Origin of the sequence: Candidatus Solincola tengchongensis (assembly GCF_015711935.1) — a bacterium.
Lineage (GTDB): Bacteria > Actinomycetota > Geothermincolia > Geothermincolales > RBG-13-55-18 > Solincola_A > Solincola_A tengchongensis.
In genome coordinates, this window is sequence record NZ_JACVJJ010000074.1 from 1 (window position 1) to 19,430 (window position 19,430).

Below are 19,430 nucleotides of genomic sequence, written 5' to 3' on the forward strand. Positions count from 1 at the left end.
GCCACCGGGGTGCTTTCCCGGCTGCCGCCGAGAGAGTCGTAAACCCCACGAACGAACCGCCAGAAAAGCCGCATCTGAACGGAGGCGAATGTAGGCGAGACCGCCGCGTCCTTGAGTCAGCGCTCTAGTCAAGAAATAAAGAGGGCCGGGAAACCGGCCCTCTTTACAAAATGAGTGAATCAGCCCAGGATCTTCTCCACCTCGTCCCGGTCCAGGTCCATGACGTAGGGAATGCCGGTTATCTCCGCGCACTCCTTGGTGAGGGAGGCCAGGTCGTCCCGGCTGAGATGCTCCAGGGCGAACTTGCGCGCCCCGCACATGAGCTGCCTTATCCCCTGGGCCAGCCGCTTGTAGTAGGAATACACACCGATGGCCGAGGTGGGGATGTCCTTGAAACGGTCCCCGAAGCGCTCCTTGAGCTCGGGGGCGGCGACGAAGATCTCCTCCACGCTGTTCCCGTAGGCGGCGATGTTCTTGGGGAGGTTCTCCTCCTCGATGAGCTTCCCGATGGTCTTGCCCACCATGGCCGCCGCTATCGGAGAGCGGGCCATGCCCACCAGCTTGAAGTAGGGAGCCCCCATGGCCAGGGCCTTGACGATGTGGTCCTCGAGGGTGAACCCGCCGGCTATAGCGATGTCCGGGACGTACTCCCCCTTATCCGCCAGCCGTTTGGCGTACTCGTAGGTCATGGCCGCCAGGTGGATGGTGGGTACGCCCCACTCGTTCATCATCCGCCAGGGGCTCATGCCCGTCCCTCCGCCGGCACCGTCCACGGTGAGCATGTCTATCTTGGCCAGGGACGAGTACTTGACCGCCCGGGCCAGGTCCGCCGGCCGGTATGCGCCGGTCTTGAGGAAGACGTACTTGGCCCCGGCGTCGCGCAGCTCCTGCACCCGCTTGACGAAGCTCTCCTCGTCCACGAAACCGATGCGGGAATGGCGCTCGAACTCGTTGAAGGTCTTGTAGAAGTTCTCCACCGAGCTGGGCGCCTCCGGATCGGGGAGGACTATATAACCTCTCTTCTTGAGCATCTGGGCCTTCTCCAGGCTGCGGATCTTCACCTCGCCGCCGATGTCCTTGGCCCCCTGGCCCCACTTGAGCTCCACGACCTGGACGCCCAGCTTATCGATGACGTACTCCAGGACTCCCAGACGGGTGTCCTCCACGTTGGCCTGCACCACGATTGCCCCGTAGCCGTCATACCATTCTTGGAAGAGCTTCACCCTGCGTGCCATGTCCGGGGAGTCCACCACCCGGCCGTCCTCTATGACCGATTTCTCGTCCATGCCGCAGACGTTCTCGCCGATGGTGAGGATGACGCCGGAGATGGCCGAGCCTATGGCCAGCCCATCCCAGTTGTTCTTGGCCACGTCGGTGGAGCCCAGGCCGGGGATGACGAAGGGCAGGCGGAGCTTGATCCCTTTATCCGCTCCCACCGCCGTCTCCAGGTTGACGTTGGGGAAGGTGGCCACGTCGGGATCGGGCTCGATGCCCACCGCGCCCACGGCGGTGCCCATGATGTTCAGGTGGGAGAAGTCAACGGGGTAGTCCTTCTGGGAAGCGGAGGTGCTGCCCCCGAAGGGCTGGGGATAGAGGACCTCCGTGGACCGATAAGCGGACCTCCCGATCTCGCACAGGCCGGTGCAGCCGTCCACGCAGGTCACGCACATCCCGCTGAAGGGGCAGTAGTCCTTTCCCGTGCGTAACCGGGTGAGGGTCGCCTCGCTCGAGTTGGGTTTACTGTAACTCATCCGCGCATACCTCCTTCACATCTTCCTTATTTTTCCATATAGAAAAACGCCCGGACCTCCTGTCCGGACGTCGATGTCCTGAAAGGCACCGCCTCGTGCCTCAAATCCAGAGAAAATATATGCGCGCGGCATGATGATGTCAAGCTATTCCTCGCCCACGTCGGCGAGGATGATGGCTTCGGCGATCTCCCGCATGGACTTGCGGGTGTTCATAGACTTGCGCCGCATGCGGCGGTAAGCCTCCTCGCCGCCGATGCCCAGGTTGCGCATGAGGATGTCCTTGGCCCGCTCCACCAGTTTGCGCGTCTCCAGCTCCTCCTGGATTATGCGCGTCCTAACCAGGAGCTCGGTGTTCTCGATGGCCACCGCCGCCTGGTTGGCCACCGCGGTGAGCAGTTTGACGTCCTCGGGGGTGAAATCCCTCGGCTCGGAGGTGTAGCAGTTGAGCACCCCTATGACCCGCCCCTTTACGCACATGGGCACGGAGAGGAGGGAGCACAGGCCCTCTTTCTCGGCCACCCTCTTGTTCGCGTAGCGCGGGTCGGCCTTCACGTCCCTCACCTGTATGGGCCTGTTCTCCGCGGCCACCATCCCCGCTATGCCCTCGCCCAGCCTTATGGGGGGCTTGTTCAGGTACTCCTCGCTCACCGACTGGGTGGCCCGTATCTCTAGGGTGCCTTCCTTCTCGTTGAGCAGAAGAAGGGAGCAGATGTTGGAGTTCATCACCTCGGCTGTGACCATGACGATGAGTTTGAGGATATCCTCCAAATAGAGGTCGGACACTATGGCCCGGCTGACCTCCTCCAAGGCCTCTATCTGCCTGCGGAGCTGGCCGTCGGCCGAAGGGTCCGGCCCGGACGCCTCTTCCCTCTCATCCGGTGCCACGGAAGGGACAAACCCCTCCGCGCCCCCCCTTCCCGCCGGCCTCTCATCCTTCCTCGACATCCTGGATGAACTCCTCTATCTCCTGCATGAAGCGCTTCCAGTTCAAGGCCAGGGCCAGCGCTATCCACCCCAGGAAGATCCACCCCCATAGCGGGGCATGCAGGAAGGAGAAGATGATGGGCATGGCGGCGATAGGGGCGGCCTGGGCCATGATCACCGATTTCTTGGTCCAGATGAAAGCCGTCGCCCCGGCATAGAGCATGTAAAGGAAAAACGGCCAGAAGGGCACGAACCTCGCGGTTATGAAGTAGAGCAGGCCGGAATAGACCATGAACATGTCCACGGCGAAATCCAGATCCCCCACCCAGGTGCGGCGGCCGAGAGGGTCGAGGCGGGCTATCTTCCCGTCGATGACGTCCGTTGTCCAGCCCAGCAGGGTGAGACAGACCACCAGCGGAAGCAGGGAAGCCTCGCCGAAGACGGCGCAGAGGAAGATGAGCAGGGCCAAGAAGAAGCGCACGCCGGTAAGCATGTCGGCGATGGACTTGGCGTTCTCTACCGCCCACCCGCGGATGCCGTCGACTTTCATGAGGAAGATTCTACAATAAAAGGGCCGCCCCGGCTAATTCCGTACCCCGGGGCGGCCGTCCCGCCAGACCTCAGACGCCCGGCCGGCTGAAACAGGGTGGCCTCTCCAGCCTCCTGGTCCTCTGCTCATCGCGCAGGGCCCGGGTGAGGATGTCCTCGGCGGAGCGTTCCTTCTTCACCAACACAGCACGGGCGCAGATGCCGATGGGGGTCTCCTGCCGGACGTTGTAGGTCAACATGTCCTCCCAGCCCTCGCGGTCCGCGCCGAGCTCGTCGTAGACCTCCTCCAGGATGGAGATGAGGCGGGGGATCAGGGGGCGGAACTTCTCCTCGAAGTAACGGGCCTGCTCCTCGTCAAAGGCGCACAGCGGCGTGTCCAGGAAAGCCATGACCGAGGCCGGAATATCTATTCCCATTTTCTGGAATTTAGTGGCCAGCTTGCGGGTGAAGAAGCTGGTCCTCGGGACACGGCCGTCCCTTTCCTCTCCACCGAACAGTTCGTGGGCCTCCATCGTCCATTCCTCCCTTTCGGATATTCAACCGCTCCCGCGAAAGAGCGAGTGCCTGATCTTCGCTTTCCAAGCCAGGTCGGTTCACTCTCCAGAATGAGCGCGTAAGGCTCAGTCCATCGGATGACCCGGTTTTCAAGGCATATCTCGGACGGATATATACAAAACTTTAGACAAAGTACGTTTTCTTTTTTTCCGGTTTTACCGAGGTCTTTCGCAGGTACGAAGGCCGGTTTGCGCCGGCGCCATACGCCGTTAGGCAAAGACTGCGAAGGGGACGGCAAGGGCGCGTGAATGCGAGGACAACGAGATCCTTTTGCGGAGCGGCGTATCGGACTTCCCTTCCGGCCCGGCGGTCACGGCCGCCCGATAACCCGCTCCAGCGACCCCCGGCAGTGGGGGCAGAAATCCCGGCCCTTGCGATCCGTGTCCGCGATGGAGTTGGAGAAGCGCATCACGCAGCCGGGATCCCGACAGTGGCCCAGACCGAAGGTGTGCCCCAGTTCGTGCACCGCCTCCTTCACCACCCGGTCCCGGAACACGGACCACTCCGGCGAGAGGCCGTAAAAGTAGGGGCGAAGGCGCCAGAGGGAGATGACGCACTCCCGTCCCCCCACGACGGCCTGCCCGAAGACGAAGTTCAGCCCGGGCGCGTAGAGGTCAACGTCTGCGATACCCAGAAGACGCAGGTATTTTCCGGGGGGTGTGCGGGCCAAGGCCTGGAGGAGCGATGCCGCCAGATACTGCCCCCTTCCCTTCCGGTAAGCTCCGCGGGGAAGGGGGATAGCGGGGCACCAGGAGGCCCGGAGGCCAAAGGCCTCATGAAGCGCTTCCGGGAGGAAGGAGAGCTCCTCTTCCACGGAACAGTCGAAGGGGATGAGCCCTATGGCCACGGCATTGCCTTCTCCGGGGGAGTGATTTTCTCCTCTCACCATCCCTTCATCGGCCCCCTTTCAAATAACCCCGCGGCAGAAATTTCAAGAATACCAAAAATATATTACCGTTGGAGCCTGAATATGAGGCTCCACTCGTATCACTCCAGGGACCGGATACGGCGTCGACGGGTTGTGATCGCCACGAAGGCGGCAGCCCGCACGGCCTTGGTCGCCGCCTAGCACATCTTTTATCGGGAGCGTTGGTGCGTTGGACGTGAGAGGACGCCATCGACAAGTCCCTAGCGTCTTCAGGACCTTGCGGAAACCCCTCCTCGGGGGCAAGGCAGCAATAACCGGCTCGACGAATGCCGCGGGCGCCGGAAGGACCCCCCATTAAAGACGGGTAACGCCGACTATAATCGTTAAGCTCCGGGGAGGAAAACCCTGCAGTCTCGGGCAGACGAGCTTGGAGACACGCGGCACGACCGCGTCATCGAAGACACGAGGCTCCTTCCCCGCTCCGTCAGAGGACAACTTCGAGACAGGTCCGCATGACTTCAACCACCCGGAAGATTGCCCAGAAATGCAGCAAGCCATCCAACCTAAAGCGATCGGCCAGAGTTTCCCCGGGCCGTTGATACGGACTAGATCGCCATCCAGTCGGCGGTTTTCAAGCCCCTCGGGATAAGGCCTCCCGGATAACTTGGGTGTGCGAACAAAATCTTAGAGATTGGAGATGGACAACAAAGAGTCGATGATGCTCCTGGCGCTTCCCGGGTCCAGGACCACGGGGCGACAGTAATCCTGTATCAGGTAAGGGAGGAGCTCGACCTCCGTCAGCTCGCTCCCCACAAGACGGCAGCGCAGGATTATGCCCTGACGGGTGTGATCGGCGAACATCTGGTCGAAGACGAAGTTGCCGAGGCTGTAGGCTATGAAGCTCCCCTTGTACCACTCCAGGGACTGGATGCAGTGGGGATGAGTGCCGATGACCATATCCGCCCCCGCATCACAGGCGGCGTGGGCCACCCTCCTCATTGAGGGGTTGGGCAGCCTCTTGTACTCCTCACTCCAGTGAAACCCGACGACCACGAAGCCGCCCTCCCGCTTGGCCTTGCGCACCGCCTCCTGCATCGCCGCCAGGTCCTCCGGGTCGTCGGCGGCATAGGGCCACATGTCGAACCAGGCCGCCCCCGGCCTCTGGGAGGTGGCGTTGATGCTCCCGGCGATGGCGTTGTAACTGAGGAAGGTGATCCTGGTGCCCTTGACATCGAGGCTCAGGGCTCTGTAAGCCTCCTCGGCGTTGCGCCCTCCACCCACGTAAGCGATGCCGTTCTTGCGCAAGAGGTCCAGGGTGTCGGTGAAGGCCGCGGTCCCGAAGTTGGTGCTGTGGTTGTTGGCCAGGGAGACCACGTCTATCCCGCAGGCCTTCAGGCCCTCCACGGTTCCACTGGGAGCGATGAAATCCGTGCCCGTGTAGGGCGGTTTATAGCGGTCGGAGAGAGGGCATTCCAGGTCCGCATAGACCAGGTCCGCGTCCCTGATATAGGGCGCAACGGCCGCAAAGGGGTAGAGGAAGCCGTGTGAGGCCATCTTCATGGCCACCTTCCGGCCGGGGATGATGTCCCCGACCGCGTTAAAGCTTATCTCCGGGTAAAGGCGAGCCAACCTCTCCGCGAGCCATGAGGCCAGCGCGTCCAGTCTGGGGTCGGCGCACTCGCTGCACAGCCACACGCTTCTCTCGGGACGGAGGGTTATCTCTCTTCCGGCCGCCTTGAGCCTCAGTGGCGGCACATGGAGGAGTTCCCACCGGTGCGGTTTGAGGATGAGCAACGGGTTCCTGGTCACCAGCGCGGGTGCCCCTTCCTCCTCCACCAGGAGGGGATTCTCCGGGTGGGTGTCCCCGTATTCACGGAGAAGCGGGATGGCCTCCTCCGACAGCTCACCGTCCACCCCCACTTCCAGGGGAGGCAGCGGCCGGGGCTGAGACTCCGCCGCCCTCTCCCTGTGGATGACCTGGAAGACGAAGAGGAGGGAAACAACGGCCAAGACGAGCATTGCCAGAAGCAGCGATTCAAAGATGAGCCTGCGCCTGCGCTTGCGCCGCTGCTGCCTGACCATGCGGCGCGTCTTCACAACGGGCGATAAAGTCCTCTCGTCGGGGAGGCGATACCGCTTACCCCTTCGATGAGACTTCGAGCATTTCACCATCCACCCCCCGGCCCCGAAGAGGAGCTATGCTCGAATCGCCGGCAACCCAAGGCAGGCCGTCGCCGACGTGAACATCTCCAGCGCCCTTTGCCGGACCTTTAAGCCCTCCGCCCCATCCGTTGCGTCGATTCTAACATAATGTTCGCGGCCAACCGGCGAAGGCCTTCATGCACTCCCGCCCGATAAGCCGCCCCAAGTATGAAGGCAAAGCGTGCACCCTCAGCGTAGAGCCTCGGCACGTTCGACGCGTTCGCCGTGTATCAGGCCGGCGCACGGCTTGTGCCGCGGTGCGTGGTATCATATAATTTGAAACCGCGCGCCGGCACCTTGAATCGGGCGCCGTGAAGCGAACAGCGTGAGGGTGGGCCTGAGCGTCCGCCGTGGATGCTTTCCCCGGTAGCTCAACCGGTAGAGCGGGTGGCTGTTAACCACTAGGTTGGGGGTTCGAGTCCCTCCCGGGGAGCCAGAATACGAACGGGGGCATAAGACCCCGTTATTTTTTCCGTCAACAGGTTTTGGTTGGCTTAAAAAGCATACTGGCTGTCTCTGCCCTTTTCATCGACGACATTAAGGTTCATCGTCCCGGTTTCGGACCTCATGGGACCAACTCCCTCTCTCGATCACGACCCGCGGCCTATCAACCCCGATCGTCCGAACGGTCAAAACAAAGATCAGAGGAACCAGGCCCGCCAACGTGCATTTCACCCCGGAGAATTCCTCGGATTCCAGCTCCACATCTTTCACTTCGTGGCCATGCAGCGGAGGGGGCGGCGGTGGACTATCTCCGCGAAGCACCTGTTGCAGGAGGTGCAAGAGGATTCCTCCGCCCTGCCCTCCCTGAACTTCTTCACCAGGTTGGGTTCCCGTATCAGGGGCCGGCTAAGGGCCACGAAGTCCGCCTCTCCCCTCTCCACGATCTCCTCCATCTGGGAGAGTCGCCGCAGTCCGCCCACCAGGATGAAGGGCACCTCCCCGATGGCCGCCTTGATGACCCGCGCGTCCTCGAGGTTGTAGGGGCCGGTGAAGTCATACTTCCCCGCCATGCTCCTGAACTTCAGCCAGGCCACCGGTTTCTGCCAGCCGGGAAGGTCCTTGACCAGCTCGCGCACGGGGACGCCGCCCCGCCATATATGCCATCCGGAATAGGTGGTGCATCCGGAGGCTATCTCCAGGGCATCGATGCCCAGCTCGGCCATCCACCCCGCGTACCTCGCGGCCAACGGCGTGGTCATGCCGTCCCGCGGTGTGTAGTCGTTGGCTGTCATCTTCACCGTGAGTGCCATCCCCGGGGCGAGATTCCTTCTCACCTCCCGGATGACCTCGCGCATGACGCGAAAACGGTTCTCGTCGGAGCCGCCCCACTCGTCCTTGCGGCGGTTGAAGTAGGGGGAGAGGAACTCGTTGAGGAGGTACCCCCCGGAGGCGGCGATGTGCACGCCGTCGGCTCCCGCCTCCGCGGCCCGGCGCGCCGCCTGCCCGAAGGCCCGTATGGCCTCCCCAATCTCCTGCTCGCGCATGGGACGGGCAAAGTTGAGGTACATGGGGTTGGGCCCGATAAGAGATGGTGCGAGTGGGGTCCTCCCGATGGCCTGCCGGTTGGTCTGGGCCCCGGCGTGCAGGAGCTGGATGAAGAGCTTCGCCCCGTGCTCGTGAACCGCATCCGCCAACCTGCGCAGGCCGGGGACCATGGCGTCGCTGTGTATCCCGATGGCCCTTCCCGGGACGTTTCCCAGCGGGTGGACGATGGCGATCCCGGTGATGATCAGGCCCACCTCCCCCTCCGCCAGCCGGGAGTAGCGCCTGATGAGCATGTCCGTCACCCTCCCGTCCTCCTCGGCCATGCTCTCGTAGGTGGCGGCATGCACGAAGCGGTTCTTCACCTCCACGTCCCCGATCTTCCCTGGCGTGAACAGCACGGACAATTCCATCCCCCTTTTCCTCTTTCTTCCATCCCCTCACAGGCGGGGCCGAGGCAGTTCGACCCTCAGAGAACCTTCATGCTCGATCATGTACCACGTGAGCCGGTTAAGCTGGTTTGTCCCCTCGTAGATCTGCGTCACCTTCACGTCCCGGTAGCACTTCTCCACCCGGCGCCTCTCCTCCGAGTCGCCGGGGCCCATCAGCTGGAGGGCCCGCGAGGCGACGTTCATGGCCATGTCCGTGGAGGCGAACTTGGCCAGGGAGGCCAGGGCCAGGAGGCGGGTCATGTCCTCCTCGCTCACCAGCAGGCGAAGGAGCCGCGCCGAGGCGGCCCTACCCGGGCGGGATTGGAGAAATGCCTGGTAAGGCCTGGAAAGCCTAAACTCCCTGGGCAGGGCGAAGAGGGCCTTCATCATGGGATTGACCAGGAGGGTCCCGAAGACCCTGTCCCCCGCCAGGCTGTGGTCGAGGACGAGCCCCCGGCATTCCTGGATGGAAGCCGCCATGTCGGCTATCTCCATCTGTATCCTCTGCTCCTCGATGGGCTTCCTCCCTCCGTGCTCCTGCCTCGCCCAGGAGAGGAAATTCCGGAGCACGCCCCGCGCAATCCCCGTGCCCACGGCCCCCACCGGCCCCCGCGAGGCGGCCATGATGGAAAGGATTCCCATGGACATGCCGTCCCCCTCGTAGCCGATGACGTACTCCTCGGGCACGAACACGTTCTCGAAGAGTAGCTCGGCGGCGTGGCAGGCTCTCTGGCCCATCTTGCGCTCCACGCGCGGGACGGAGAACCCCTCCATGTCCCGGCTTACCAAAAAGACGGTCCAGGTCTCCAGGGGGCGGTTGCGGTCGGTGGCCGCGCACACCGTGAGGTACTTGGCCTCCTTGCCCCCGGAGATGAAACACTTGCGGCCGTTCAGCAGGTAACCGCCCTTCACCCGGCGAGCCTCCATGCCTATCCTCGCCTTGGCCAGGAAGTGAGGTTCCTCGACGTCGGTGCCCGCCGAAGGCTCGGTGATGGCGTAGGCCATGAGCACCGGCTCGCCTTTCCTCTCCCCCTCCACTATCTCCCGCAAGACCGTGTCCCAGTGGGGCATCCCCCCGGGGGTGAGCAACGGGCAGGCACCGAGTCCCGTGGCGGCGATCATGTTGCCGATGCCCGCGCAGGCGGAGCATATCTCCTCCACGCCGAGGGAGGCGGCGGTGAGCATATACTTTCCGGCCAGACCCCCGAGCACCGCGGGCACCACCAGGCTGAAGAGGCGGTACCTGCCGGCCGTCCTCACAAGGTCCCAGTCGAAATACTCCGGATCCTCCTCCATGCGGGCGTCCAGCTCCAGGGCTTTGGGCTCCGCGTGCAGGCGGGCGAACTCCGCACAGGTCTCCACGATGCGCAATACCTCGTTCACCCCCTTGGGATCCAACCCGCGCAGGGTCTCCAACACGGGCGTCTCCCGCAGGAGGCGCTTTCCATGGGCGGTAAGATCTTCCTTTCTCATCTTCCCTCCCCGAAGACTCCCCTCGTCGCCCGGCTTACAGTCTCATTTTCAGAGGGACGCACTCTCACTCGGACGACGGTTTTACTCGATCGCCGGCCAGAACGGCGGCTACCGGAGCGACGGATCCTGCGGCGAAAGAAGGGGCGTGAAATGCGGTTATCCCAGCGGCGACCATTACGGGCTCGTTGGTCCGAGAACCGTGCTTGTCAAAGGAGCGACCTCCCGGACAGATATAGGCTTTATTCCGGCTGAGGGTCCTGGTATGAAAGAAGCTACGATCTTTATCCGGTTCCTTCCCTCCCCAGGTTAAATATTTTCTGCCTCACGCCCTTTGTCAAGGCCCATCCGTAAAACCCGGAGCCTCGTCCAGAAGGAAGCGTTGCTTCCCCTCCGGATCCCGGTAGTGCCTGCTCTTCACTTTGACCGTCCCGAAGCGGGCGACGATATGCCTCCCCCTTTTCCCAGGAGGCGCAGGCCCTTCTCTCTCTTCCTCATTAACTCCTCGTCCAGGCGCTCGAGGAGGGCCTTGAGCATGGCCGGCTGGCTCGAAGACCGCCCCGGCGGTCTTCTCCTCTATCTCCTCCAGGCTCCTCGTTTCGCGGCCATATGGAGAACCATTTCCCTCAGGTCGAACATCTGAAAGGTCGCACCTCTCGTTTCGCCCGAGTTGCATGTCTTGTCAGGATGACAGGGGCACCCCCGACCTTTTCCAAACCCCGATGCGCCTATTGAAATGTACGGCACCCTCCCCTACCTACCCGTGTCTTTCTCCAGCCCGCTGAGAGCGTGTGTTCTCCACACTCTTTCAATCCCGATATCGGGAACCCGGAAGAGAGGGGCATCCCTAGGGTGCGCTGCGGACCGAAAGGCCGGCTGGGACGAAGGCGAAAAAAGGAAGGTCAATGGACGGAGCAAGCATTTCCGGTTCCATCATGGATATGGGGATGACCCGCATCTTATTCGCTGTGCCGGGATAGGAACTCCAGGGCCCTATCCATGGTCAGCCTGGCCCCCCGCGTGAACCAGAAGTTGAGGTAACCATGTTGAGTGTAGGGATATTCCTTCTTGCCAAGCTTTACCAGCTCGTGCTCCACGCCCTTCTCCTCCAGTTCTTTCACCATATCCATGGTCTGGGAGTGCAACGGGTCGATGCGGCTGGTGGAGAGAAAGCAAGGAGGGAAGTCGGGTGTCACGTAGCGCACCGGGGAGGCCAGCTCCGCGGCCTTGCGGAATCCCTCCGGGTCGCGGCCCAGGAACCCGGTGATGAACAGCTTGCTGAAGGGGAACTTTGAGTCGCCCACCGTCACCAGGTCGTAGACACCATAGAAGAGAAGCAGTCCTTTGATGTTCTGGAGGGGAACCGCAGGCGCGGTGCCCAGGGCTCGGGCCAATTCGGGGTGGATGACCTCGGCGGCGTACATGGCCGCGTGGTAAGCCCCGGCGGAATCGCCGGCCAGGAACACGCGGCCCGGATCCCCGCCGCGCGATTCAGCCTCGCGGAAAGCCCAGTCCACTGCCGCCGCGGCATCCTGGAGCTGCTCGCGGTACCTCCAGCGCGGGGCCATGCGGTAATTGGCGTTGAACACCAGGAAACCCCGGGAGGCGAACACGCGGCAGATACGGTCGTAGGTCCTCTTGTCCCCCAGGTGGTTGGCGCCGCCGTGGACATAGACGAGCACCGGAAAAGGAGGGTCGCCAAGGGGCCTGAAGATGTCCAGGACCTGCAGACGGTTCCCGCCTTTCACGTAGGGCAGGTCCCTCTCCACCCCCGCCACCGGGGGCGCCATACGGTTCAGGAGGAGGGTACGCACCACCCTCTCCCCTAGCGCCCAGTTGAACTTGAGGAAATAGGCGAAAGCGACGTTGTAGGGAAGTCTTTCCACCCGTGTTCACCCCTTTGCTGGCCGCCGGTCTCGTCTTCTGACCGCCTTCGGAAATCACTCCATTGATATTACCATCTGGTAACGATTTGTGGCCCCTTGTGTCAAGTTCGCAGGGGTCGGAAAACCGGTTCCCCCTCCATGCCTCAAGGGCGGGGCGCTCTGCCGGATGACCCTGAGGCCCCCACGGACAGGGCGCCCACCGATCCCCTGTCCATCGCCACGCATGGATACCTCATCTCTCCTTCTCTTCAACGCCCCTCTCCCTCCTCTCGCCGGAGGGCTTTAGCGGAATGACGCCTTGCGCATCAACAACACCTGATGTTTGGGCCTGCGTCCTTGGGGCGATCTATCTGCAACCCTCGGGAATCGCCGTCATGCACATCACGTCTATCTTATATTCCAAGGTACGACCCAGCGACCGCATCGTCGACAAGCTTCGAGTGCTGCCGCCCCGTGAGCCGTCTTACCCTCCCCGAAAACAGGGGTTCCGGCCTGAAACCGGGCGTTCGGGGTCTCGGGCCTTCAGACGGGGTCGAAGGTGCCCAGTTCCCGCATGCGGTCCATGAGCGCCAGGAAGAGCCGGTCCCTTTTGGCGAGGATCTCCGATTCCCCACGATTCCCGTAGTCGAATATGCCGCCCGAGGTCTTGACGCCCAAGCGTCCCTCTCTCACCAGCTCCTCGATGAAGGGGACGCTCATCCCGTAGCTCCGGGCGACGTCCGCCACCAGGTCCAGCCCGGTGAAATCCAGGGACTGCACAACGCCGATGACCGGCATGCGGATGCCGATGCTGTACTTGACGGCCCGGTCTATGTCCTCCGGGTCCACCAGGCCGCTGCCCAGGAGCTCGAATACGGCCAGGGCCATCATGTTCTGGATCTTGTTCACCACGAAGGCGCGGGTGAAACCTTTGAGGACCACGGGAACCTTCCCCAGGCTCTCCAGGAAGCCCCTGACCAGGGATACCGTCTCCGGCGAGGTCTCCGGGCCCGGCACCACCTCCACAAGGGGGATGATGTGCGGAGGGTTGAACCAGTGGGCGATGAGTAATCTGGAAGGATGTTCCACCTCAACGAACTCGAAGATGCCCAGGCCCGAGGTGTTGCTGGTGAGAACGGCGTGCGGGGGACAGCAGCGGTCCAGCCTGGCGAAGACCTCCTTTTTGACCTCGGGAATCTCGGGAACGGCTTCGACGACCAAGTCGCTGCCCTCCGCCGCTTCCTCCAGAACGGTGAAGGTCCGGATCCGTTCCCGGACAGACTCCCAGCCTCCCGGGCCCTCCCTGCCCGCCTCGGCCAGGACCCGGAAAGCGCTCTCCATGAGGGTCAACGCATGGTCCAGCCTCTCCCGGTCCACGTCCACCAGGGCAACCTCTTTACCCCGGCAGGCAAGGACGAGGGCAATGGAGTGTCCCATGACCCCCGCTCCAACCACTGCGACCTTTGTGATGTCTTCCGGCAGCATCGGATCACCTCCTCGATAAGGCGGCTGAATCGGGGCGTAAATCCGTTTCCCCGAAGCCCGGCGGCTTTCCCGGGTCCGGCTTTCCGCGACATGTTTCTTCCATAATTACCCATCCATCGGTCATGATTAATCGCATCCAGCGCCGCCCAGGCTGAAGACCGAAATTTGAAGGAGAGCTCTCCCCGCTATTCCTTGGAGCCGGGGAAGAACCCTAACCCGACTTCCCCCTGGCCGCCTTCCTTATGGCCCGTTCCGAGAAGAGGTCCACGAGCCAGGGGAAAAAGCGTTTAACCCTGTAGAGCATCCCGGCCGAGCCTGGGCCGATGATGAAACTTCCCCTGCGCATCCCCCGCAGCAGGGCCTCGGCTACCTCTTCAGGGCGCAGGAGGCCGCCTCCTTCGCTTATGGCCCTGGTCTCGGGCGGTTTGGTAAGGTTTTCCACAGCGAAACCGGGGGTGTCCGTGTCCGGCGGGCAGAGCACCGAGACCCCGATGCCGTGCCTTCGCGCCTCGCCTCTCAGGGCCTCACTGAAGCCGACGACGGCGAACTTGGAGGCGGCGTAGTCCGTGTACCCGAAGATGCCCATGAAGCCCAGGACGGAGGAGGTGTTGACTATGTAGCCTCCCCTGACCTTCATGCGCGGGTAGAGCGTGGAGACGGTGTTCCAGGCGCCGTAGGCGTGCACCTTCATGGTCTCGTCGAACTGTTCGTAGGTGATGTTCTCGAAATAGTTCGGGTAGGCCCGTCCCGCACAGTTGATGAGGATGTCCGGGGCCCCGAACTCCCTCACCGCTTCCTCCATCACCCGCACGACCTGCTGATGGTCGGTCACATCCAGTTGCTTCCAGGCCAGGCGTTGACCCTCCCGCCGCCTCTCCTTCTCCATCTCCGCGAGGGCCGCTTCCAGCCGCTCCCTGCCCCTGGCGAAGATGACCACATCGGCTCCCTCCCTGACCAACAGGCGAGCGGTGGCCAGCCCTATTCCGCTGGAACCGCCGGTGATGTAAACCATTTTGCCGTCAAAGCTTGCCACCCTTATCCTTCCTGCCATTGCATTCACCCCCGGAAACACCCTCGGCCATCATGGATCCCGGACGGATTTACGCTTCATCCCCTACGCTGTGCGGCAGAATCACTAACCCTGCCCTCCACCTCCGATTCCCCAACCCCCCTCCATCCGAATCCGTCATCCCCAAAGGGGATAAAATCCACTGCCTGAACCTCTCATTCCTCATCCCAAAGCCTCTGCCATCCACCATCGTGCGGTTCCCTCCCGCCACGAGAGGGTAGGGTGGCCACCCCCCGAATCCCCGCCTCGTGCAGCGTCGTCAAGGCTCGGCAACCGAGAGAGGTTCGCGTCTCATTCGAAATGACAGACCTCCCCCGGCGCGCAGGGCTCGCTTTCCAGCTCCAGGGTGGCGTGAACCACGCGGTGACGGTCCAGAAGCATCTCCTTTATACGGGAGATCGTGGCCTGGGCAATACTCACCGGCACATCCGCGACCACCACATGGGCGGAGAGCGAGTACTGCCGGGAGCCTATCTCCCAGATGTGCAGGTCGTGCACGTCAAGTACGCCGGGGAGCCCCTTTATGTCGCTCATTATCTCCAGGTAATCGATGCCCGCAGGAACCGATTCCATGAGGATGTGGGAGGACTCACGCAAGATCCGGAAGGCGCTGAGGAGGATGAGCAGGCCGATGACCATGGTGGCCAGGGGATCTGCATATGTCCACCCGGTGAGCAGGATGACGGCACCAGAGACCACCACCCCGAGGGAGACCAGGGCATCGGTGAGCAGGTGGAGAAAGGCGCTCCGGACGTTGAGATCACCCCTTCCCCTCCTCAGGAGCACGGCAACGCTCCCGTTGACCAGGAAACCCAGTCCGGCCACCAGGATAACCACCCCGCCCTCCACCCCTGAGGGGTCTGCCAGCCGCCGCAGCGACTCGTAGAAGAGGTAGAAACAGACCAGTATGATGCCCAGGGAATTGATGAAAGCGGCGAGGATTCCCAGGCGGTGGTATCCGTAGGTCCTCCTCATGGTGGGGGGACGCGTGGCCATGCGCACCGCCACCAGTGAGAGCACCAGGGCGAAGGAATCCGAGAAGTTGTGGGCGGCATCTCCCAGGAGGGCCAGGCTCCCCGCTAGTATCCCGAAGGCCACCTCGGCGAAAAGGAAGGCGGTGTTCACGGCCAGGCCGACGGCCAGCCTCTTCCCGGCTGGGAAAGCCGATCGCCATCCGGCGTGATCATGCGCCAAGGCACTTTCTCCCTCGAAACGATTTCACCGCGGACCGGACACGAAAAGCACACAGCCGTGCCTACCCCTCCCGCTCAAGGCGCAGGAAACGAAGCGGGGATGAGGCCACAGCCCGCAATGTGTGGGCCCGCAACGCCTCCAGGGATTCGTCACCTCTTCCATCCCCGGAGGCCCCGTCCGACGACGCAAACGCTTGTCTCACTCTGAAGTGCGACCCTGCGGAAGGCTCCTTCCCGCTCTCACGCCCCGCCGCATCCGGAACAGGACGAGAATATTATAAGCCGAAAGACATGAATTTAACGCCAAACAAACGGCCACCGATGAGCGGTAAAGGGCTTTCCAGGGTTTGGCCCGCGCATCCGCCGCCCTAAGGCGACCGCTTCGCCCCCTTACGACCTCACGTCCTCATGAACCAGTCCTTTTCCCCGAAAAACCCGCGGTCCTGCCGTCAGGTCGACACCCTCGCCCGCAATCCAAGCAACGGCGCTACTCCCCGAGCAGCAGGAGGGCCTCGTAGGGCGCGAGGCTCACCCGCGCCGCGCTGCCGAGCCCTTCTCCCTCGTGTCGGTGCGTGGAGGCGAGGACACTCCACTTGGAGCCATCGGAGCGAAGCTCAAGGGGAAGCGGGAACTCGACGGGCCGGGAAGAGAAGTTGAGGAAAACGGCCACCCTCTCCTCTCCGGATTCCCTGAGATAGGAGAAGACCTGCTCCGCTGCTCTCAGCCCCCGGTAGTCTCCCAGGTGAAGTGCGGGATGCCGGCGTCGGAGCCACAGCAGCCTGCGGTACCAGTTGAGGAGGGAACGCGGATCGCCATCCTGGGCTTCCACGTTCTTCCAGCGAAAGGAGGGGTGGACGGGGAGCCACGGTTCCCCCTCCGTGAAACCCGCGTTTCTCCCCGCGCTCCACTGCATGGGGGTGCGTGCCCCGTCCCTCCCCACGGGCAGGGGCCAGAATCTCCTACCGATGGGATCCCGGATGAGGCGGCGAGGGATGCGTACCTGGGGCATCCCGATCTCCTCGCCGTAGTAGAGGATAGGGGTACCGCGCAGGGTGAGGAGCATGGCCGCTGCCACCCTAGCCCTGGCCTCGGCGTCCCTCCTGCCCAGGCGGGTGTAGTGGCGCACCAGGTCGTGATTGGAGAGGTAGTAACAGGGCCAGGCCCCGGGCGGAATGCGGGACTCCAGCCATTCCACCGACTCGCGAAAGCCGGAAGCCTTCCAGCGCCGGAGGGCGAAATCCAGGTAGAAGGAGAGGTGAAGGGCGTCGGAACCGTCGCCGAGTAGGGCCACGGCCTCCTCCGGGCGGTCGGTGTACACCTCACCCATCATCATCCGACCCGGATAGCTGTCGAGCAGGCGCCTCAGCTCGCGCACCACCTCCAGGCACTCCGGACGGGAACGGTCATAGAGATGAACCTGCCAGTCATATGGCCGGATGCCGGGCTTGCGCGGGTTGTCGCGGAGTAGCTCGTCCTCGAAGAGGTAATTGATGAGGTCCAGGCGGAAGCCGTCCGCCCCGCGGTCCAGCCAGTAGCGGCATACCCGGAACATCTCCTCTTGGACCTCCGGGTTACGCCAGTTGAGATCCGGCTGCTGGGGAAGGAAGGCATGGTAGTAATACTGCCCGGTCCTCCCGTCCCACTTCCAGGCACTCCCCTCCACCACCGCCCTCCAGCGGTTGGGCGGTCTTCCCGGAGCCCTGCCGCCCTTCCATATGTACCACTGCCGCTTCGGGTTGTCCATGGAAGAGCGGGATTCCAGGAACCACGGGTGTTCCTCCGAGGTGTGGTTGAGCACCATGTCCAGTATCACCCTCACCCCCCTGCGGTGGCATTCCCGCACCAACTCGTCGAACGACTTCAGGTCCCCGAGGCGCGGGTGGACGGCGTAGTAGTCCCGGACGTCATAACCGAAGTCCACCCAGGGAGAATCAAAGACGGGGGTCAGCCACACGGCGTCCACTCCCAGGGAACGGGGAGTCCCGTCGTTGAGGTGATCCAGACTCTTCAGGAGCCCCCGGAGGTCACCGTACCCGTCGCCGTCGCTGTCCATATAGCTGGGGACCGCAACCTGGTAGATCACCCCGCGCTTCCACCAGGGAATGTCTTCCATTCCTCCTCCCTGCTTTTTCCGGTTCCCGGCTTGAAGCGGAAAGAGCGCCACATGCGAGGGGAGGGTTGTCCTCACCGCTCTCTTCCGTCGTTTTCCACTCTGAACGTCACTTGACATGATAACATTCCGCTTGGAGGGGGTGCGTGTAGGGACGCGGCGGGATCGGAGTCCAAGATCTGGTACCTCAGCTCGCAGAGGATGTAGGTGCTTGGAAGAGGGTAACCCTTCGCCATGTACTTATAATAGGTCCGTAACGGAGACAACGGCCCGGCAAGGAGGTGCGCCATGAGGAGATTCGAGGGTATCTTCGCCGTGATGCTCACCGCTTACGACGAGGCGGGCGAGATAGACGCACGAGCCATGCGCCACATGACCGATTACCTCATCCAATCCGGGGTGCACGGGCTGGTGGTCCTGGGCAGCAACGGGGAGTGCCCCTACATCGACCACCGACGCAGGAAGAACGCCGTGGACTCCGTGGTCGAGGCCTGCGCAGGCCGTGTACCGGTCATCGTGGGGATCAACGAAAGGGGCCTGGACTCGGCGTTGGACATGGCCACCTACGCCGAGGACGCGGGGGCCGACGGGCTCCTGGTGGCCTTGCACCGTTTCTACCCCCTCGACGAGGAGGCGGTGCTTGGTTTCTACCGCCGGCTGGCGGAGGGGACGAGCCTGCCCATCCTTTACTATAATTTTCCAACTCACACCGGACTGGCGCTCTCACCCCAGGCCATCGCCCGCATCGCCGCCGAGGTGCCGTCCGTGGTGGGGGCAAAGGAGACCATCTTCGACGTGGAGGAAGTCCGCCAGCTCGTGGAGGCGGCGGGCGAAGGCTTCAGCGTCTTCACCGGTATGTCCTTCAACCTCAAGGCCACCATGGAGGCGGGAGCCTGCGGGGCCATATGTCCGCTCCCCAACTTCGTCCCCCGTCTCGTGCTGGACCTCTATGAGGCATGCAGAGGCGGCGACGGGGAACGCGCGGAGGCCCTGCAGAACGAGGTCTATACCTATGCACCGCTGCTGGCTTCCTCACCAACCCCCCATGCCATGCAGAAGGAAGCCCTGCGCCTCATGGGCCATCCTGTGAGCGCCGCGGTGAAGAGCCCTCTTCCCCCGCTGACCCCGGAACAGGCGGAGGCGGTTCGCGAGTTCCTGGCCTCCAAGGGGATGGTCTGAGGCGCGGGCAAAGGAAAGGCACGGTACGGCCCTCCCCGGGCGCCGGAAGCCAAAAGGTTTCCGCATTCTCCCCGCTCGACCGTCGATGAGCCGGGCCGGTTCTACTGATGCTTTTCGCGGGTAGGCCGCGTCATGAACATGCCGTTGCACGGGGGTGTCTGAACATCCCGCGCATCGAAAGACATGGCGGCGGAGGCCAAGCGGCGGTGGGGCCGCCGACCCGACTCCCATCCGTGCGGCCTTCCGCGCAAACCATTCTTCTCCATCAGGAACACGAAAGGGGTTGCCTCGCCG

14 protein-coding genes and 1 tRNA gene are annotated in these 19,430 nt (G+C 63.0%); 2 read left to right on the forward strand and 13 right to left on the reverse strand.

Features of this window, described 5'->3' with window-relative positions:
* Positions 1 to 179: 179 nt before the first annotated feature.
* The 6 genes from H7007_RS06300 to H7007_RS06325 form a co-directional block, all read right to left on the reverse strand.
* Positions 180 to 1,751 carry an FMN-binding glutamate synthase family protein gene (locus tag H7007_RS06300; protein WP_287153990.1) on the reverse strand — a complete coding sequence of 524 codons (1,572 nt, stop codon included), beginning with the start codon at positions 1,749 to 1,751 and terminating at the stop codon, positions 180 to 182.
* Positions 1,752 to 1,895: 144 nt separating this feature from the next.
* Positions 1,896 to 2,696, reverse strand: coding sequence for a GAF and ANTAR domain-containing protein (locus tag H7007_RS06305; RefSeq protein WP_287153991.1), 801 nt, complete (start codon positions 2,694 to 2,696; stop codon positions 1,896 to 1,898).
* A complete protein-coding gene (locus H7007_RS06310) occupies positions 2,680 to 3,225 on the reverse strand; it encodes a CDP-alcohol phosphatidyltransferase family protein (RefSeq protein ID WP_287153992.1) in 546 nt (181 codons plus the stop codon). Before H7007_RS06310 ends, H7007_RS06305 begins: the two co-directional genes overlap by 17 nt.
* Positions 3,226 to 3,295: 70 nt before the next feature.
* The gene (locus H7007_RS06315) at positions 3,296 to 3,736 is read right to left on the reverse strand and encodes a hypothetical protein (protein WP_287153993.1); all 441 of its coding nucleotides are present in this window, start codon (positions 3,734 to 3,736) and stop codon (positions 3,296 to 3,298) included.
* Between the two features lie 353 nt (positions 3,737 to 4,089).
* Positions 4,090 to 4,668, reverse strand: coding sequence for an archaemetzincin family Zn-dependent metalloprotease (locus H7007_RS06320; RefSeq protein ID WP_287153995.1), 579 nt, complete (start codon positions 4,666 to 4,668; stop codon positions 4,090 to 4,092).
* Positions 4,669 to 5,331: 663 nt separating this feature from the next.
* Positions 5,332 to 6,729, reverse strand: a complete 1,398-nt coding sequence (locus H7007_RS06325; RefSeq protein WP_287153997.1) for a CapA family protein — start codon at positions 6,727 to 6,729, stop codon at positions 5,332 to 5,334.
* A 480-nt stretch (positions 6,730 to 7,209) separates the two neighbouring features.
* Between H7007_RS06325 and H7007_RS06330 the strand changes: the two genes are divergently transcribed.
* Positions 7,210 to 7,285, forward strand: a tRNA-Asn gene (locus H7007_RS06330).
* A 274-nt stretch (positions 7,286 to 7,559) separates the two neighbouring features.
* Here the strand turns inward: H7007_RS06330 and H7007_RS06335 are convergent.
* The 7 genes from H7007_RS06335 to H7007_RS06365 all read right to left on the reverse strand — a co-directional run bounded on the left by H7007_RS06335 (position 7,560) and on the right by H7007_RS06365 (position 17,960).
* Positions 7,560 to 8,747, reverse strand: a complete 1,188-nt coding sequence (locus H7007_RS06335; RefSeq protein ID WP_287153999.1) for an NADH:flavin oxidoreductase — start codon at positions 8,745 to 8,747, stop codon at positions 7,560 to 7,562.
* 27 nt (positions 8,748 to 8,774) lie between these two features.
* The gene (locus H7007_RS06340; RefSeq protein WP_287154000.1) at positions 8,775 to 10,238 is read right to left on the reverse strand and encodes an acyl-CoA dehydrogenase family protein; all 1,464 of its coding nucleotides are present in this window, start codon (positions 10,236 to 10,238) and stop codon (positions 8,775 to 8,777) included.
* Between the two features lie 956 nt (positions 10,239 to 11,194).
* On the reverse strand, positions 11,195 to 12,121 hold the full coding sequence (locus H7007_RS06345) for an alpha/beta hydrolase (RefSeq protein WP_287154001.1): 927 nt from the start codon (positions 12,119 to 12,121) through the stop codon (positions 11,195 to 11,197).
* A gap of 522 nt (positions 12,122 to 12,643) precedes the next feature.
* Complete coding sequence (locus H7007_RS06350) at positions 12,644 to 13,585, reverse strand: 3-hydroxyacyl-CoA dehydrogenase family protein (protein WP_287154003.1); 942 nt, start codon at positions 13,583 to 13,585, stop codon at positions 12,644 to 12,646.
* A 211-nt stretch (positions 13,586 to 13,796) separates the two neighbouring features.
* On the reverse strand, positions 13,797 to 14,636 hold the full coding sequence (locus tag H7007_RS06355) for an SDR family oxidoreductase (protein ID WP_287154005.1): 840 nt from the start codon (positions 14,634 to 14,636) through the stop codon (positions 13,797 to 13,799).
* A gap of 309 nt (positions 14,637 to 14,945) precedes the next feature.
* On the reverse strand, positions 14,946 to 15,848 hold the full coding sequence (locus tag H7007_RS06360; protein ID WP_287154006.1) for a cation diffusion facilitator family transporter: 903 nt from the start codon (positions 15,846 to 15,848) through the stop codon (positions 14,946 to 14,948).
* Positions 15,849 to 16,334: 486 nt separating this feature from the next.
* The gene (locus tag H7007_RS06365; RefSeq protein ID WP_287154008.1) at positions 16,335 to 17,960 is read right to left on the reverse strand and encodes an alpha-amylase family glycosyl hydrolase; all 1,626 of its coding nucleotides are present in this window, start codon (positions 17,958 to 17,960) and stop codon (positions 16,335 to 16,337) included.
* A gap of 285 nt (positions 17,961 to 18,245) precedes the next feature.
* Between H7007_RS06365 and H7007_RS06370 the strand changes: the two genes are divergently transcribed.
* Positions 18,246 to 19,136 (forward strand): dihydrodipicolinate synthase family protein, encoded by an 891-nt coding sequence (locus H7007_RS06370; RefSeq protein WP_287154010.1) that lies wholly within the window; start codon positions 18,246 to 18,248, stop codon positions 19,134 to 19,136.
* Positions 19,137 to 19,430 lie beyond the last annotated feature (294 nt).

Coding starts and splice junctions, on each gene's coding strand:
- H7007_RS06325 (WP_287153997.1), bottom strand. CDS start 6,729: ATGGTCAGGCAGCAGCGGCGCAAGCGCAGGCGCAGGCTCATCTTTGAA.
- H7007_RS06320 (WP_287153995.1), bottom strand. CDS start 4,668: ATGGTGAGAGGAGAAAATCACTCCCCCGGAGAAGGCAATGCCGTGGCC.
- H7007_RS06355 (WP_287154005.1), bottom strand. CDS start 14,636: ATGGCAGGAAGGATAAGGGTGGCAAGCTTTGACGGCAAAATGGTTTAC.
- H7007_RS06365 (WP_287154008.1), bottom strand. CDS start 17,960: ATGGAAGACATTCCCTGGTGGAAGCGCGGGGTGATCTACCAGGTTGCG.
- H7007_RS06315 (WP_287153993.1), bottom strand. CDS start 3,736: ATGGAGGCCCACGAACTGTTCGGTGGAGAGGAAAGGGACGGCCGTGTC.
- H7007_RS06300 (WP_287153990.1), bottom strand. CDS start 1,751: ATGAGTTACAGTAAACCCAACTCGAGCGAGGCGACCCTCACCCGGTTA.
- H7007_RS06370 (WP_287154010.1), top strand. CDS start 18,246: ATGAGGAGATTCGAGGGTATCTTCGCCGTGATGCTCACCGCTTACGAC.
- H7007_RS06340 (WP_287154000.1), bottom strand. CDS start 10,238: ATGAGAAAGGAAGATCTTACCGCCCATGGAAAGCGCCTCCTGCGGGAG.
- H7007_RS06350 (WP_287154003.1), bottom strand. CDS start 13,585: ATGCTGCCGGAAGACATCACAAAGGTCGCAGTGGTTGGAGCGGGGGTC.
- H7007_RS06305 (WP_287153991.1), bottom strand. CDS start 2,696: ATGTCGAGGAAGGATGAGAGGCCGGCGGGAAGGGGGGGCGCGGAGGGG.
- H7007_RS06310 (WP_287153992.1), bottom strand. CDS start 3,225: ATGAAAGTCGACGGCATCCGCGGGTGGGCGGTAGAGAACGCCAAGTCC.
- H7007_RS06335 (WP_287153999.1), bottom strand. CDS start 8,747: ATGGAATTGTCCGTGCTGTTCACGCCAGGGAAGATCGGGGACGTGGAG.